Source organism: Streptomyces sp. NPDC085524 (genome assembly GCF_044541755.1).
Lineage (GTDB): Bacteria > Actinomycetota > Actinomycetes > Streptomycetales > Streptomycetaceae > Streptomyces.
Window position 1 is genome coordinate 1 of the sequence record NZ_JBITTH010000035.1, and the last position, 15,072, is coordinate 15,072.

Genomic DNA, 15,072 nt, shown 5'->3' on the forward strand with positions numbered 1-15,072 from the left:
ACTCATCCAGTTCTACCGACGCCCCCAGCGCCTGGCAACGACCCCGATTACTAGCCGCCCTCGCAGGACGGGCCCGACGACCCCGCAGCGGGCCGCTGAGGAGAAGGCCGTGCGGCACGCTCAGGGGCTACTAGCCCGGCTCGTATGTGACCTGGGTCCTGTGGGGCGCCTCACCGGCAGGGCCCCCGAATCTCACCGACGGTAGCCGGCCGATCCCTCCGGGAAGACCGACCCGCTGTCCGGATCGCGCCCGGGGGCGCTCGATGCATCCACACCGGCGCACGGAGCCGTCTGCCGAGCGCGGAGTTGCCGTACCGGTCGGCCGGTGCTTGCTTGGACGGGAAGAGCCCCCGGCCCGCGGGGGCACCGCGGACCAGGAGGATCCATGAAGTTCGCGCAGATCATCGACTTCGAGACCGAGCGCGCCGACGAGATTCGCGAACTCATCCACCAGTACGAGCAGACGGCCCGCGCGGAAGGCCGCAAGCTCGGCCCCACGCACCGCACCCTGCTGCGCGACCGGGCGAACCCGAACCGCTATCTGGCCGTGGTCGAGTTCGACTCGTACGAGGACGCCATGGCCAACAGCAACGCGCCGGAGACGGCCGAGCTCGCCAAGCAGCTCGCGGCCCTCTCCACGCGGCCGCCCAGCTTCACGGACTGTGACGTGGCGGAATCCGGAGCCCTGTAGGACGGCATCCGCGGCGGGGCCCGCAGGAGCGGCGGGCCCCGCCGCGGCACCCACGAGGGGCGGGCGAGCGCGTCAGGCGACGAGTGCGTAGGTGCCGCTCGCAGTCAGCCAGAGCCCGACCAGCAGCGAGAGCATGACGACCAGCTGGTCCTGGTGACGCTCGAGCCAGGCCTTCAGGGCGTTCAGCCGTGCCTGGGCGGCGCCCGGCGCCCGGGCGGCGTACAGCTCCATGGCCAGAATGCTGAGGGTGGCCAGCAGGCAGTATGCGGTCAGGGCGAGCCAGTCGGTGAGGGAGGACAGGTCCGCGTCGACGGCCGTGGCGGCGCCGGCGCCGACCAGGGCCCACGGCTGGAGCAGCCAGGCGAGTGCGGCAGCGGTGCCCAGCGAGGCGCTGTCGATGCGGCCCGTCCAGCTCGGCGGCTTGTGAGGGCGGGGCGGCCGTCGGAGCCGGTAGATGCCGAACAGCACCAGGCCGACGCCGATCGCCAGCTTGGCTGCGTCCGCGGCGGTCGACGGCGTGGTGTGGTGGACGGGTGGCGTCCCGCCGGTCAGCAGCACGACGCAGGCGATCACCACGACCAGGTTGGCCAGCCAGGACAGCAGGAAGGCGAGGCCCTTCCGGATGCCGCCGCGCGACCCGAGCAGCAGGATGAAGCCGCTGTTGTGCAGCGGTCCGAGGGTGATGGCCACACCGATCACGACGAGGTCGACGACCATCGGCACAGCCGCTCCCGGAGATCAGGGCCGTCCGGCCACCCCGGACGACGATTTGCACGGCGTTCCCGGCGGGCAGGGGTTCCGACGCCCGCATGGCGCCGCGTCCCGACTCTGCGGCCACCGGCCCGGCGGGTCAAGCGGGCCACGCCGGTACCCCCGAACGCTCTTCCCGGCCCCCGGCCCCCCGCCCCCGGCGGGCGGGGACGGCGACGCCCCCTCCGGCGGCGTGGACGCCGCACTCGGGCGGTGATCCGCTCGGCGCCCCCCAGCGCCCGGGCCCTCACCCTCCTCGTCACCCTCCACGCCACGGCTCACCAACGGCGGACCACGGCCAGGCAGCACCGACCCGTCGCGGCCCGCGGTCAGGTCATGTCCGCCCACCCTGCGGTTTTCGCAGGGTGGGCTGCGCGGGAAACCGCACCGCGGGCGGCAACCCTCATACCAGGTCTTGCCCCGCACGGCGTGGGTGTTCCAGAGCCGGGTGAAATCCCTGCTGTGCCCGGTGAGGTCGCGGACGAGGTTCCGCAGGCGCGGGTTGTCCGGGTCGGCCGAGTGCATCGAGCGCCTGGGCCGACGGGCGGACGGCGGCATCCGCGTCACCCTCGTCTCCCCAGGCGTGACCGAGTCCGAACTCGCGGACGCCATCGGCGACCCCGATGCCAGGCAGGCCATGAAGGCCTACCGTGCCGTGGCGCTGCCGGCCTCCGCCATCGGCGAGGCCATCGCGTACGCCGTTTCCCAGCCGGCCGAGGTCGACGCAAACGAGATCACGGTCCGTCCCGCGGCGACTGCCCAGTGACCCGCCGCTCCCCCGCCAAGGGAGATGCCGTGCCCGGTGCGCCGTACTCCATCGGCACCGGCGACGACGGTCTGGCCCGCAGACTGCGGGTCTTGGAGGACAAGGAAGCGCTGCGCGCACTCCTGATCCGCGGATGGCGGTCGCTGGACCGCAAGGACTGGCAGGTCTGGGCCGGCTGCTGGTCCGTCAGCGGCTGGGCGTCTGGCGGGACGGAGGGCGAGGATCCCCTGGGCTCGTTCCTCGGGGACCGTCCGGGTGATCCGGCGGTCAGCGCGCTGCGGCGTCGGTGAGGATCGACTCGAGGCGCGCCCGGCATTCGGCGACGAATGCCGGGAACGTGCGCCAGTAGTAGGAGAGGCCGCTGACGCCCACCGCGATGGCCCAGGCACGGGCGCGGGTCCAGGTGGCGTCGTCGAGGTTCAAGGCGTCCCAGTAGGCCCGGCGCGCTTGCGGCGGCAGGTCCCAGAGCGTGGAGTGCTCGGCGTCGGGGAGGCCGACCGAGAGCCCTCCGAAATCGATCACCGCGTGCAGGCGGCCTTCCCGGACCAGGAGGTTGGTCGGCTTGAGGTCGCCGTGGAGCCAGACGTGCGGGCCGGAGGGCTCGGGCAGGGCCAGCGCGGCGCGCCACAGCCGTTCCAGGGTGTCGATGTCGAGTTCGGAGCCGACGAGGGGCCGGCATGCGTCGAAGCACTTGCCGACCCACTCGTCGCACGGCTCCAGGCTGCCGCCGCGGTACCAGCTGAGGCCGTTCGCGCGCGTCGCTCCCATGAGGTCGATGCGGTGGAGCTGCTTCACGACCTCCGCCAGGTCGGCTCCGAAGGCGGTCCAGTCGCGGACGGTGTCCGGGCCGGCTTCGTCGCCGTCGATCCAGCGGTAGACCGACCAGACCACGGGATAGGCCTCGGTGGGCGTCCCGGCGTGGACGGGCTCGGGAACCCGGCACGGAAGGTGGGGCGCCAGACGAGGAAGCCATTCCTGCTCCTTGCCGACGGACTGCGCGTTGTCCGCGGTGCGTGGAAGTCGCACGAGCAGATCGTCGCCCAGCCGGTACATCGTGTTGTCGGTGCCGGCCCCCGCGGGCGACAGCGGCCGGTCGGCCCACTCCGGGCGCTGTGCCTTCAGCAGCGACCGGACCAGCGTCTCGTCGACCGGGATCTCATTCTCGTGAAGCGTCACATCGGCAGTCTGGCCGGTGGGAGGAAGGGGAAGCCAGCGACTTTCAACTCGGGGCGCCGACGCACCCGGGGGGCGCCGTGGCCCCGACCGGCGCGTTGGCGCCGGCAGGGGCGGTACGCCGCTTCAACGGTCGTCCTGCGCACCGTGGTAGTACTGGGCGAGCCGGGCCAGGGCGACTGCAGGTCGACGATGATGCCCGCGGGCCGGCCGGCCACGAGCCAGCCGCCGAAGCGCGGGGCGAGGGCCACGACGACGTCGGCGACGATGTCGATGACGCCGACTCCGTACGTGGGCAACTGCCCCTTCAACGCCCTCGCCCACGCCCTCGCCCGCGAGCACACCGAAACCGTCTGCGGCACGAACCTCCACCTCCTCGGCGGCGTCCTCGCCGGACTCGGCGAGTGCGGGCTCACGGCCTGCCTCGCACCCGAACCCGGCCGGTGCTGCGTGCGCCTCCAACCCGCCCTCTGACACGTCGGCGGACATCCGGCACCGCCCGGCACCGCCCGACACCGGCGGGGGCAGGGCGGGGGCATTGGGCTCCGCTGATGCACCGCGTACTCGTGGTCGGCATCAGCGGAGCCGGCAAGTCGACCCTGGCCCGGGAGCTGCAACGGCGGCTCGGGCTCCCCCACCACGAGGTGGACGCCCTCCACTTCTCGGGACCGCGGTGGGCGGTCAGCCCGTCCTACGCCGCGGACGTCGCCTCGATCGCAGCGGGCGAGCGCTGGGTCCTCGACTCGTACGGGCCCGAGGCCGTACGGGAACTCCTGTGGCGGCGGGCCGACACCGTGGTGTGGCCGGACCACCCGCGCCATGTCGTCATGCGCCGGGTCCTGCTGCGCTCGCTGCGCCGGAGCCTCACGCGGGAACGGCTGTTCGGCGGCAACCGGGAGCGCTGGCGGGAGTGGCTGCACGCCGACCACCCCGCGTGGTGGGCCTGGTCGAGGTACGGGTCCCGGCGCGCGGAGATCGGCCGGCTGGCCGGTGACACCCGGTTCGCCCCGCTGCGCGTGGTGCGCCTGCGCTCGCCCCGGGCCGCCGACGCCTGGCTGCGGGCCCAGCGCCCGGCCGGGCAGCAGCCGCGGCCGTAGCCGCGGGCCCGGACCGGCACCGTCCGAGCATCCCCGAGGTCCCTCTACGGCTGGTCGCACCTCCACATCCGAAGGCCAAAGGGTGACGTAATGTCGGAGCCCTCTGAACCTCGTACGGACGGCCTGCCCCTGTGAGTACACCCATCAGCGCCGACCGCGTCGGAAGGCTGCCGGTCCCGCGGCCGGCCTCCGGCGAGGTCGCCGACGCGTGCCCGAGCCGACTCATATCCCCGCTCGGAGTGCTCGACCTGCGCGGATCCGCCGGTCGGGATGTGTGCCTCTCGTACCCGTTCGACGCGGCGGTCATGGTCTGCGGGCTTCCCGGGAGCGGGAAGAGCACGCTGCTGCGGGCCTGGTCCGGTTCCGCGTCCGTGGTCGATCCCCGCGTCACGCGCACGTCGTTCGAGGCGTGGATGCCGACGTGGATCCCCTATGCGCTCTACAGGCCCTGGGCGCGGCTGAGCCACATGTACCGGTTGCGCGGCCAGCTGCGCCGCGGTGGTCCGCTCCTGATCCACGACTGCGGGAGCAGGAGCTGGATGCGGTGGTGGCTCGCCCGCACCGCCCGAGGGGCCGGGCGGCCCCTGCACATGGTGGTGCTGGACGTCGGCCCACAGGAGGCCCTGTCGGGTCAGCGCGCCCGTCGGCGGCTCGCCTCGCGCCGGGTGTTCGCGCTGCACCAGAGGGGGCTCGCGAGGTTCCTTCAGCAGGTCGGCCGCGGTGGTCCGGCCGGGGTTCCCGGGATCGGCTCCGTGGTGGTGTTCGACCGCGGGCAGCGGGATCGCACCACGGAGGTGGAGTTCGGGAACCCTCCGGCCTGAGCGCGCTGCGGGGGAACTACACGGCGCCGGGGATCTGCCGTGCCGCGAAGGCAGCCCGCACCGCGTCCGCCGTCGCGTCGTCGTACATCCGGCGCGCCGTCTCGATGGTCGTCAGCGCCGCGTCCTCGAAGCTGGTGTCGGGTGCGAAGCCGAACTGCGCGTTGACGATGATCCGGTCGGCGGTACGGGCACCCAGCGCGTTCCGGATGTCGAACAGCGCCCGCGACCAGATCTCCCCGTCGGCGTGCACCTCGCCCTCGAGGTCCCCGTACACCTTGTTGCCGTCGACCCGGCGCAGGCAGTGCGGGGCGCTCGTGTACGGGACCGAGTCCCAGTCCGCCACGCACGCCAGGTCCGCACGGCGCGGCCAGCCGTACGCCTGCACCGCGTTCTCCCCCACCTCGACGGCAAGGTAGTCCGAGAAGCCCTCGCCGATCGCCCCCGCTTCGGGGGACCGGCCGAAGCCGGGTACCTGCGCCTGGTGCACCGCGTGCCCGTACTCGTGGACGATCACCTCGGCGTCCTCGGCGTCGTCCACACCGCCCTTGCCGAAGCGGATCTCGCCCCTCCTGCCGGTGAAGAAGGAGTTGTCGACGCCGTACTGGTTGATCCGCACCGCCTGCCGGCGGTCGTTGACCCCCGGCAGCTCGCTGCCGAAGCCCAGGCCCTGCAGGTAGTCCTGGGCCTCGTTGACCCAGAAGTACGCCATCACCTGCTCGAACTGGTCGTTGCTGCGGTCGTACGTGGCCGCCGCGGAGACCGAGGCGGGGGCGCCGGTCTCCGAGCGGATGTACGCCCACTTCCCCGAGAGGCGGCCGCTCGTGTCGAGGTTGCGCAACTCGGCCAGGGCGTACGCGGAGCCCGGGACGGCGGAGGCTGAGTCCCGCTGGTCGGTGAGGCTCTGGTCACCCGTGGACTGGATGGGATTGACCATGAAGATCCGCGCCTGCGGCAGGGCGGCGGAACCCGCGGCGGAACCTTCGCCGGGAGCGGCGCAGACCGGTGCGGCCGACACGAGCAGTGCGACGCCTGCGGTGGCAGCGGCGACGAGGCCGCGGGCGGTGGTGCGGCGAGCCATCGACATCCTCCTGGGTGGGGCGGTGGTGTGAGCGGCGGTGGTCCCCGGGCTCCGAGGCACCGTGGACCGGACCCCTGCCGTCCTGACCTGTGCAGTCGGCGCGACGGCTCGGTTCCGCGGCGGCCTCGCCGAACGTATGCCTGTGCGTGCGCCGACCGCGTGGACGATGGAAGCATGCCGCCCGGCGGGGGCCGAGGAACCCGGAGGGTGAACTCCTGCTGCTTCGACGGCCGGATGGCCGTACCCGAGGGCCGCCCCGGATGCTTCAAGGAGTGGCCGTCGGATCCGCGGAGAGGTCGAGGGTGAACGCCACCCGGTCGAGTCCGGGGCCGTCGTAGTCCGGCTTCACCGCCGAGGCCGTGAAGCCGAGCCGGGTGTGGAACGCCTGCGACGCGGTGTTCTCCGGGCTGGTGATGCAGTGCACGTAGCGGCGCCCGTGCGACCGGGCGAGCGTGAAGAAGGCCTGGTAGAGGGCATGCCCGACCCCCTGTCCGTGCAGCGCCGGGTCCACGCCGACGAAGTGCACGTAGGCCGTTTCGGGCTCCGTCTGCGACAGGAAGCCCACCAGGAACGCGGCGATCTCGCCCCCGCCGCGTTCCACCAGAAAACTGGTCGTGGTGAAGTGCTGGAAGTACAGCCGGGGCAGGAGCAGCGCACGCTCCGTCGCTCCCGCCTCCCCTTTCAGGCCGCCCCACCACGCGTCCAGTACGGCGAGCACGCGGAGGTGGTCTTCGTCGGCAAGGTGCCGGGCCCGCAGCCCGGCGGGCAGATCATCGATCATCCGTGCAGTCTGTCACCGAACTCACCGCTCACGACAGGTGATTCCGGGGCCGCCGAGCAGCCGTCACCCGGCGGCCATGACCTCGCCGGCCGTGATCTGGGGCGGGTTCGGCAGCAGTGAAGCGAGGCTTTCGCGAACGAATTCGGCCGCCCGTGTGATCGATTCCTCGGCTCCGTCCCGGTCGTCGAAGACGCTGGTGGAGACCATCACCCCGTCCCCGGCGTCGATCCAGTAGTAGGCGACGAATCCCGGGACTTGGCGCAGGATCGGGACGAATCCCTCATCCACCCGGCGCCCCGCCTCGTCAGGATCGGTCACCCCTTCATACCGCCGAACCACTGCGTACACGGCTGATCTCCCATCGATCCCGAGGTCACTTCGCGCGGATCGACATACCCCCGGCGCACGTTTCCCGCTCGCGGAACGCCCGGAAGGCACTCGGACAGACGCATCGCACGGGCAGCCGGCGGCGTCGGATCCACGGCAGGGGCCGCGGAGCATCGCGGGGCCGCCGACCGGCAGCGACCGCGCGCACACCCGGAGTGCACGGTCCGCGGTGTCCCGGGGCGCTGCCGGACCATCGAACATACGATGGGCGGGAACCGGCGCGGACGGCTCCCGCTGCCGGCCGCCCAGAACACTTGGGGTGGAGACGTATGGCACAGGCCGCCGATGCAGGGCGGACCGTCATCCTGACGGTGGACGACGACCCGGGAGTTTCGCGTGCCGTCGCACGTGACCTGCGGCGCCGCTACGGCGCCGGGTACCGGATCGTGCGCGCCGAGTCAGGCGAGTCCGCGCTGGAGGCTCTGCGGGAGCTGAAGCTGCGGGGCGACCTGGTGGCGGTGATCCTGGCCGACTACCGCATGCCGCAGATGAACGGCATCGAGTTCCTGGAGCAGGCCCTCGGCGTGTACCCGGGCGCCCGGCGCGTGCTGCTGACCGCGTACGCCGACACCAACGCGGCCATCGACGCGATCAACGTCGTCGACCTCGACCACTACCTGCTCAAGCCGTGGGACCCGCCGGAGGAGAAGCTCTACCCGGTCGTGGACGATCTGCTCGCGGCCTGGCGCTCCAGCGACCACCGGCCGGTACCCGCCACCAAGGTGGTCGGGCACCGCTGGTCGGCGCGGTCCTCGTACGCGCGGGAGTTCCTGGCCCGCAACCAGGTGCCGTACCGCTGGTACTCCTCCGACGAACCCGAGGGGCGGCGGCTGCTGGAGGCGGCCGGGGCCGACGGTCAGCACCTCCCCGTGGTGATCACCCCGGAGGGCACCGTGCTGACCGAGCCGGATGCGCCCGAACTGGCCGCCCACGTCGGGCTCGCGACGACGCCGACCGCCGACTTCTACGACCTCGTGGTGATCGGCGGCGGTCCGGCCGGGCTCGGCGCGGCGGTGTACGGGGCCTCCGAGGGGCTGCGGACCGTACTGGTCGAGCGATCCGCGACGGGCGGGCAGGCCGGTCAGAGCTCGCGCATCGAGAACTACCTCGGCTTCCCGGACGGCGTGTCGGGCGCACAGCTCACGGAGCGCGCCCGCCGTCAGGCCGGCCGGTTCGGCGCCGAGATCCTCACCGCCCGCGAGGTCACGGGGCTGGAGGTCAACGGCGCGGCGCGCGTCGTCCGATTCTCCGACGGGTCGGCGGTCGCCGCGCAGAGCGTCATCCTGGCGACGGGCGTGTCGTACCGGCAGCTCCAGGCCCCGGGGTGTGATGACCTGACCGGCTGCGGGGTGTACTACGGCTCCTCGCTCACCGAGGCGGCCTCCTGCCAGGGCCACGACGTGTACATCGTGGGCGGCGCCAACTCCGCGGGGCAGGCGGCGATGTACCTGGCGCGGGGCGCGAAGTCGGTGACGCTGCTGGTGCGCGGGGAGTCCCTGACGGCGTCGATGTCGTACTACCTGATCCAGCAGATCGAGGAGGCGCCGAACATCACGGTGCGGACCCGTACGGCCGTCGAGGCCGCGCACGGCGACGGCCACCTGGAGCAGCTGACGCTGCGGGACGTGGACACCGGTGAGACCGAACTCGTCGACGCCCAGTGGATGTTCGTGTTCATCGGCGCGGCCCCGCGCACGGACTGGCTGGACGGTACGGTGCTGCGAGACGAGCACGGCTTCATCCTGGCCGGGCCGGACCTCACGCCGGACGGGCGGCCGCCGGCCGAATGGGAACTGGACCGGCCCCCCTACCACCTGGAGACCAACATTCCCGGCGTGTTCGTGGCGGGCGACGCGCGCGCCCGGTCCGCGAAGCGCGTCGCGTCCGCCGTCGGAGAGGGAGCCATGGCCGTGATGCTCGTCCACCGGTACCTGGAGCAGTCATGAGCGAGGAGACCGTACAGGCCGCGCAGGGCGGGCAGGGCGGGCAGGGCGGGCAGGTCATGCCGTGCAGCCCGCAGGAGATCACCTCGCTGTTCCTGTTCGAGAAGCTCTCCCCGGAGCAGCTCGGGCGGCTGTGCTCCGAGGGGCGGGTGGAACGGTTCGAAGCGGGCCCGGTCTACACCGAGGGCGACCCGGCCACCTGCTTCTACGTGATGATCGAGGGCACCGTCGTGCTCTACCGCAGGGTCGGCGGCGACGACGTCGAGGTGAGCCGCACCTCGCAGCGGGGCGTGTACGCGGGTGCCATGCAGGCCTACCTCGGCGACCGCGTACCGCAGACGTACAACAACACGATGCGGGTGACCGAGCCGACGAGGTTCTTCGTACTGCCCGCGGAGTCGTTCTCGGAGATCATGCAGGAATGGTTCCCCATGGCCGCGCACCTGCTGGAGGGGCTCTTCTTCGGCTCGAAGAAGACGCAGCGGGCCATCGGGCAGCGTGAACGGCTGCTGGCGCTCGGCTCGTTGTCCGCCGGTCTCACGCACGAGCTCAACAACCCGGCCGCAGCGGCCGTCAGGGCCACCGCGACACTGCGCGAACGGGTCGGCAAGATGCGGCACAAGCTGGCCCACATCTCGCAGGGCGGGTATTCGCGCGAGGCGATCGCCGACCTCATCGAGATCCAGGAACGGACCGTCGAGCGCGTCGCCAAGGCAACGGCGCTCAGCCCCCTGGAGGCGGCCGACCGGGAGGACGAGCTCGCCGACTGGCTCGACGACCACGGCATCCCGGAGGGCTGGCGGATCGCGCCGACCTTCGTACAGGCCGGTCTGGACACGGACTGGCTGGAGCACGTCGCGGCGACCGTGGCCGAGGACATCCTGCCCGCGGCCATCGGCTGGCTGAACTACACGGTCGAGACCGAGCTGCTGATGGACGAGATCGACGACTCCACCGCCCGCATCTCCCACCTCGTGGACGCCGCCAAGCAGTACTCGCAGCTCGACCGGGCCCCGTACCGCGTCGTCGACGTCCACGAACTCCTGGACAGCACCCTGCTGATGCTGTCCGGCAAGATCGGCCCCACGGTGCAGGTGGTCAAGGCCTACGACCGCTCCGTGCCCGACGTGCCCGCCTACCCGGCGGAGCTCAACCAGGTGTGGACCAACCTCATCGACAACGCCGTCTCCGCCATCGGGAGCACCGGCCGCGACGGGACGCTGACGGTCCGCACGGCCCGCGAGGGGGACCGGCTGCTGGTGGAGTTCCAGGACACCGGGCCCGGCGTCCCCGCGGACATCCGCAGCCGCATCTTCGACCCCTTCTTCACCACCAAGCCGGTCGGCGAGGGTACCGGCCTCGGCCTCGACATCTCCTGGCGGATCGTCGTCAACAAGCACCACGGCAGCCTCGAGGTCGAATCGGCACCGGGCGACACCCGTTTCCGGGTACTGCTGCCGTTGACCGCCCCGCAACAGGACACCTCCACCGCCACGGACACCGCCACGGACACCGCCGAGGAGCCGGCATGACCAGTCTCGAGGGAATCGACCCGACCGTCCCGCCCAGCGGCACCGGCTGCGCCGAGTGCGACGCGGTGGGCGGATGGTGGTTCCACCTGCGACGCTGCGCCCAGTGCGGCCACGTCGGCTGCTGCGACTCGTCCCCCGCCCAGCACGCCACGGCCCACTGGAAGTCCACCGGCCACCCGCTGGTGCAGAGCTTCGAGCCCGGCGAGGAGTGGTTCTGGAACTTCGACACCAGTGCCCTGTACGAGTCCGGCCCCGCACTGACACCGCCGGACGGCCACCCGGCCGACCAGTCGGCGCCGGGACCGGCCGACCGGGTCCCGCAGGACTGGACGAGCCGGCTGCACCGCTGAAAGCGGCGACGGCGCGGCCGAACGCATGGCGGCAGCCGCACGCCTGACGGCCCGTCGCGAGCGCCCCGCCAGGATGGGGGGATGACAGACACCTTCACCACCCGGACGATCGACGTCACCACCGGCTCCGCCGAGGCCGTCCACGATCTGACCGCCGCCTGCGCCCGCTTCCTCGACGACGTCGCCCGCGGGCGCGACGGGCTCCTCAACGTGTTCACCCCGCACGCGACGGCCGGGCTGGCCGTCATCGAAACGGGCGCGGGCAGCGACGACGACCTGCTGGACGCCCTGCGTACGCTGCTGCCGGCCGACGACCGCTGGCGCCACCGGCACGGCTCCCCCGGCCACGGCCGGGACCACGTGCTCCCGGCGCTCGTGCCGCCGCACGCCACGCTTCCGGTCGTCGGCGGCGAACTCGCACTGGGCACCTGGCAGTCGGTCGTCCTGGTGGACACCAACGGGGACAACCCGCGGCGCACCGTACGGCTGTCCTTCCTCGGCTGAGGCGCGCGGCCCGCGGCCCGCGGTCCGTGACTCGTGGGCCGTGGCCCGTGGACCCTGACTCGTGGGCCGTGGCGCGCTCGTTCCCCGGCGCAGCCGACAATCCCCCGGCCGGGTGACCCGACCCTGTTCGAGCGAGTTTCAATGCCACCGCCACAGGCCCGCCAAGGCCACTGGCGCCGGCTAGAACATTCGTTCACCATTCGTCGCGGATTCGCCCGTGACGCACCCCCATCGGGAGGCGTTCTTAGAGCACCAGTACCAGCCGTGCGCCTATCCGGAGGAACTCGTGAAACCGCCGCAGCCCCGCCTCGCTCCACCCGCAGTAATCGAACACCCCACGCCCGCCCGCTGCCCCCGACCGTTATCCGGGCGCCCTGTTGACGGTCCCGCCACCCGCTCCCGCGGGTCACGACCGGATGCCGGGAGGGCCGCATGACGAAGGACGGGAAGACCGGATCCGGCACCGCGGGGGTGTCGGAGTCCGAGCGGCTCCTCTTCGGCGGTGAGCTCGCCTACGACATCGGCTGGGAGCAGCACGAGGGCGCCTGGCTGAAGCTCGGCCTGTGGGCCATGGCGAAGGAACTGCCCCGCCTGGCCGGGACGGGCCTGCGGCTCGCGAGCCTGGCCGACGCCCGGGCCCTGCACATCGTCCTGGGCTCCGAGGCCGTCCGGGGCGTCAGCCAGGCCGTGGGGCTGATCGCGGTCAACAGCGTGCTGGCCTGCATCCTCGGCACCGGCAGCACCAACGAACGGCTCACGGCGGCGGTACCGGCCGTCGCGGTCGTCGCCGTCACGGCGTTGCTCGGGTCCCTGCTGCGGTCGGCGTCGACGGCGGCCACGGGGGCGCTGGAGCCGAAGGTGCAGCGGGTGGCGACCGAGCAGTACCTGGGGCTGGTGCACCGGGTGGAGCTCGCCGCGATCGAGGACGACGAGTTCCACCGGCTCCTGGACGCCGCCCGGTACGGGGCGGACTCCGCGCGGCGCATGATCCGCTACTGCACCAACACCCTGAACGCCGTGGTGTCCCTCATCGCCGCGGCCGGTGTGCTGACCGTCCTGCACCCGGTGCTGCTGCCGCTACTGGTGCTGATGACCCTGCCGAGCGCGTGGGGTTCGCTGACGATCGCCAAGCAGCGGTACGTCTCGTTCCACGCCTTCGTCCAGCACGCCCGTGCCGGGCATCTGCTCGGCCAGTTGCTGACGCAGAAGGAGGCGGCGGCAGAAGTCCGCGTCCACGGCGTGGGCCCGTTCCTGCTGGGCCACTTCCGGACGATGGCGCAGACCAGCGAACGCGAGCAGACCCGGCTGGCCCGCCGGGCGGCGCGGATCGGCCTCATCGCCGACGGCGCCGGCGGCGTCGCCACCCTGCTCACCTACGGCGCCCTGGGACTGCTGCTGTGGGGTGGGGCGATGGAGCTCGCCGTCGCGGGTACGGCCGTACTGGCCATCCGGACCGGCTCCGCCAGCCTCGACACCCTGGTGCTGCAGATCACCGAGCTGCACCAGGAGTCGCTGTTCGTCGCCGACTTCGAGAGGCTGTGCCGCGAAGCGCGGGCACGGGCCATCCCGGTGGGCGGGCAGTCCCTTCCCGAGCGGCCCCGCGAGGTCCGGTTCGAGAAGGTGACCTTCACCTACCCCGGCAGCGGCGGCTCCGCGAAACCTGAGCCGACGCTGCGCGACGTCAGCCTCACGTTCCCCACCGGGAAGATCATCGCGCTGGTGGGGGCGAACGGATCCGGCAAGTCCACGCTGGTCAAACTGCTGACCGGGCTCCATCTGCCGGACGAGGGCGGCGGGACGATCCGGTGGGACGACGTCGACGCCCGCACCGCGGACCGCGATCAGGTCTTCGCCCGCGTCGCCCTGATGTCGCAGGACTTCTACCACTGGCCCTTCACCTTCCGGGTGAACGTAGGCATCGGCCAGGTCGGCCGGCCCGGCCTGCCCGACCAGGCCATCGACGACCCGGCGGTGGAGAGCGCGGCCGCCTTCTCCGGAGCCGACGAGGTCCTCGCGGGCCTCCCCCGGGGCCTCGGCACGCTGCTGGCACGCGGCTACCGCGGCGGCCACGAGATCTCCGGCGGCCAGTGGCAGCGCATCGGGATCGCCCGCGCCAAGTACCGGCAGGCGGACATCCTGATCGTCGACGAGCCCACCAGCGCTCTCGACGCGGTCGCCGAGCAGCGGGTCTTCGACCAGATCAGGGCGCTCGCGGCGACCACGGGGCAGACCATCGTGCTCATCACCCACCGCCTGCACTCCGTACGCCACGCCGACCTGATCCACGTCCTCAAGGAAGGCCGGGTCGCGGAGTCGGGGACCTTCGCCGAGTTGATGCACGAGAAGACCGGCACGGGCGACTTCCGCGACGCCTACCTCGTCCAGGCCGCCGCCTTCGACGACTCCCTCCCGGCCCAGCCCGCCGGCGACCACGACGCACTGCCCGCGCAGGACCGGTCGTGAGCCCGGACCCCGCGCCCCGCCCCGGCTCGTCCGCGGCGGTCGGCCGCTCCGTCGGCGCGCCCCTTCGCATCCCCCTTCACGGCCCCCTTCGCATCCCCCTTCACGCCCCCCTTCGCATCCCCGTTCACGCCCCCCTTCGCACCCCCTTTCGCATCGCCACGTCGAGGAGTTCGTGATGACCGTGTCCGACGACCCACGCGGAACCGCCGCGCCGCCGGTCAGCCAGGGAGGCCGGGCGCGCCTCAATGTGCTGGGCGTCCACCTCTACCTGGAGCAGGACGGCAAGGTGCTGCTCGGCCTGCGGCACCCCGACTGCGCCTTCGCGGGCATGACCCACCACTTCCTCGCCGGGCACTGCGAGCAGGAGTCCGCCGTCGCCTGCCTGGTCCGCGAGGCCGAGGAGGAGGCGGGGATCGCGGTCGATCCGGCCGGCGTGGAGCTCGTACACGTCGTACACGTCGTGGACCGCCCCGGCGGGCAGCCCCGCATGCAGTTCGTCTTCCGCGCCCGGCAGTGGACCGGCACACCGCAGGTCCGGGAACCCGACCGCTGCCTGTCCTGGGGCTGGTGGCCCGTCGATGCCCTCCCCGACAGGATCGTGCCGTACACCCGTGCCGCGATCGACGGCATCCGGGCCGGCCGCCTCTACACGGAGATGGGATGGTGACCGTGCCCACCGGCCGAGGCCTCGGACCGGTCCCGTCGGGGGCGTCGGCGGGTTCGGCGGTGTCGGCCG

At 72.5% G+C, this 15,072-nt stretch carries 17 protein-coding genes and 1 pseudogene; 12 read left to right on the forward strand and 6 right to left on the reverse strand.

Annotated features, from left to right (window positions below):
- The first annotated feature begins 385 nt into the window (after positions 1–385).
- Positions 386–691, forward strand: a complete 306-nt coding sequence (locus ACIGFK_RS36880) for a hypothetical protein (RefSeq protein WP_386473304.1) — start codon at positions 386–388, stop codon at positions 689–691.
- A gap of 72 nt (positions 692–763) precedes the next feature.
- On the opposite strand, the gene ACIGFK_RS36885 is transcribed toward ACIGFK_RS36880, so the two are convergent.
- Positions 764–1,408, reverse strand: coding sequence for a GAP family protein (locus ACIGFK_RS36885; RefSeq protein ID WP_400055441.1), 645 nt, complete (start codon positions 1,406–1,408; stop codon positions 764–766).
- A gap of 21 nt (positions 1,409–1,429) precedes the next feature.
- Positions 1,430–1,999 (reverse strand): hypothetical protein, encoded by a 570-nt coding sequence (locus tag ACIGFK_RS36890; RefSeq protein WP_400055359.1) that lies wholly within the window; start codon positions 1,997–1,999, stop codon positions 1,430–1,432.
- On the opposite strand from ACIGFK_RS36890, the pseudogene ACIGFK_RS36895 reads away from it, so the two are divergent.
- Positions 1,923–2,207: pseudogene (locus ACIGFK_RS36895) on the forward strand (oxidoreductase); the annotation flags it as partial. The gene ACIGFK_RS36890 and the pseudogene ACIGFK_RS36895 sit on opposite strands and share 77 nt — an antisense overlap.
- Before the next feature lie 29 nt (positions 2,208–2,236).
- The gene (locus tag ACIGFK_RS36900) at positions 2,237–2,497 is read left to right on the forward strand and encodes a hypothetical protein (RefSeq protein ID WP_376657183.1); all 261 of its coding nucleotides are present in this window, start codon (positions 2,237–2,239) and stop codon (positions 2,495–2,497) included.
- On the opposite strand, the gene ACIGFK_RS36905 is transcribed toward ACIGFK_RS36900, so the two are convergent.
- Positions 2,475–3,383 (reverse strand): aminoglycoside phosphotransferase family protein, encoded by a 909-nt coding sequence (locus ACIGFK_RS36905; protein ID WP_376657182.1) that lies wholly within the window; start codon positions 3,381–3,383, stop codon positions 2,475–2,477. The genes ACIGFK_RS36900 and ACIGFK_RS36905 overlap by 23 nt on opposite strands.
- Positions 3,384–3,653: 270 nt before the next feature.
- Here ACIGFK_RS36905 and ACIGFK_RS36910 point away from each other — a divergent pair, with 270 nt between their 5' ends.
- The 3 genes from ACIGFK_RS36910 to ACIGFK_RS36920 all read left to right on the forward strand — a co-directional run bounded on the left by ACIGFK_RS36910 (position 3,654) and on the right by ACIGFK_RS36920 (position 5,298).
- Entirely contained in the window at positions 3,654–3,854 is a 201-nt protein-coding gene (locus ACIGFK_RS36910) for a hypothetical protein (protein WP_376657181.1), read from the forward strand.
- A 77-nt stretch (positions 3,855–3,931) separates the two neighbouring features.
- Positions 3,932–4,477, forward strand: coding sequence for an adenylate kinase (locus ACIGFK_RS36915; RefSeq protein WP_376657180.1), 546 nt, complete (start codon positions 3,932–3,934; stop codon positions 4,475–4,477).
- 131 nt (positions 4,478–4,608) lie between these two features.
- Positions 4,609–5,298, forward strand: a complete 690-nt coding sequence (locus ACIGFK_RS36920; RefSeq protein WP_376657179.1) for an AAA family ATPase — start codon at positions 4,609–4,611, stop codon at positions 5,296–5,298.
- Positions 5,299–5,314: 16 nt separating this feature from the next.
- On the opposite strand, the gene ACIGFK_RS36925 is transcribed toward ACIGFK_RS36920, so the two are convergent.
- The 3 genes from ACIGFK_RS36925 to ACIGFK_RS36935 form a co-directional block, all read right to left on the reverse strand.
- Entirely contained in the window at positions 5,315–6,376 is a 1,062-nt protein-coding gene (locus ACIGFK_RS36925) for a M4 family metallopeptidase (protein WP_400055362.1), read from the reverse strand.
- A 265-nt stretch (positions 6,377–6,641) separates the two neighbouring features.
- Positions 6,642–7,157 carry a GNAT family N-acetyltransferase gene (locus ACIGFK_RS36930; protein ID WP_376657177.1) on the reverse strand — a complete coding sequence of 172 codons (516 nt, stop codon included), beginning with the start codon at positions 7,155–7,157 and terminating at the stop codon, positions 6,642–6,644.
- Between the two features lie 63 nt (positions 7,158–7,220).
- A complete protein-coding gene (locus ACIGFK_RS36935) occupies positions 7,221–7,445 on the reverse strand; it encodes a hypothetical protein (RefSeq protein WP_386473288.1) in 225 nt (74 codons plus the stop codon).
- A gap of 368 nt (positions 7,446–7,813) precedes the next feature.
- Between ACIGFK_RS36935 and ACIGFK_RS36940 the strand changes: the two genes are divergently transcribed.
- From ACIGFK_RS36940 to ACIGFK_RS36965, 6 genes are all read left to right on the forward strand, one after another.
- Positions 7,814–9,490: an FAD-dependent oxidoreductase gene (locus ACIGFK_RS36940; RefSeq protein WP_386473286.1), complete on the forward strand. Its 1,677-nt coding sequence runs from the start codon at positions 7,814–7,816 to the stop codon at positions 9,488–9,490.
- A 56-nt stretch (positions 9,491–9,546) separates the two neighbouring features.
- On the forward strand, positions 9,547–11,019 hold the full coding sequence (locus ACIGFK_RS36945) for an ATP-binding protein (protein ID WP_386473307.1): 1,473 nt from the start codon (positions 9,547–9,549) through the stop codon (positions 11,017–11,019).
- Positions 11,016–11,369: a UBP-type zinc finger domain-containing protein gene (locus ACIGFK_RS36950; protein WP_376657174.1), complete on the forward strand. Its 354-nt coding sequence runs from the start codon at positions 11,016–11,018 to the stop codon at positions 11,367–11,369. The genes ACIGFK_RS36945 and ACIGFK_RS36950 overlap by 4 nt, the downstream gene beginning before the upstream one ends.
- Before the next feature lie 81 nt (positions 11,370–11,450).
- Positions 11,451–11,873, forward strand: coding sequence for a secondary thiamine-phosphate synthase enzyme YjbQ (locus ACIGFK_RS36955; RefSeq protein WP_376657173.1), 423 nt, complete (start codon positions 11,451–11,453; stop codon positions 11,871–11,873).
- A 432-nt stretch (positions 11,874–12,305) separates the two neighbouring features.
- Positions 12,306–14,336, forward strand: coding sequence for an ATP-binding cassette domain-containing protein (locus ACIGFK_RS36960; protein WP_376657172.1), 2,031 nt, complete (start codon positions 12,306–12,308; stop codon positions 14,334–14,336).
- Between the two features lie 175 nt (positions 14,337–14,511).
- Complete coding sequence (locus tag ACIGFK_RS36965; RefSeq protein ID WP_400055365.1) at positions 14,512–15,003, forward strand: NUDIX domain-containing protein; 492 nt, start codon at positions 14,512–14,514, stop codon at positions 15,001–15,003.
- Positions 15,004–15,072: the final 69 nt, after the last annotated feature.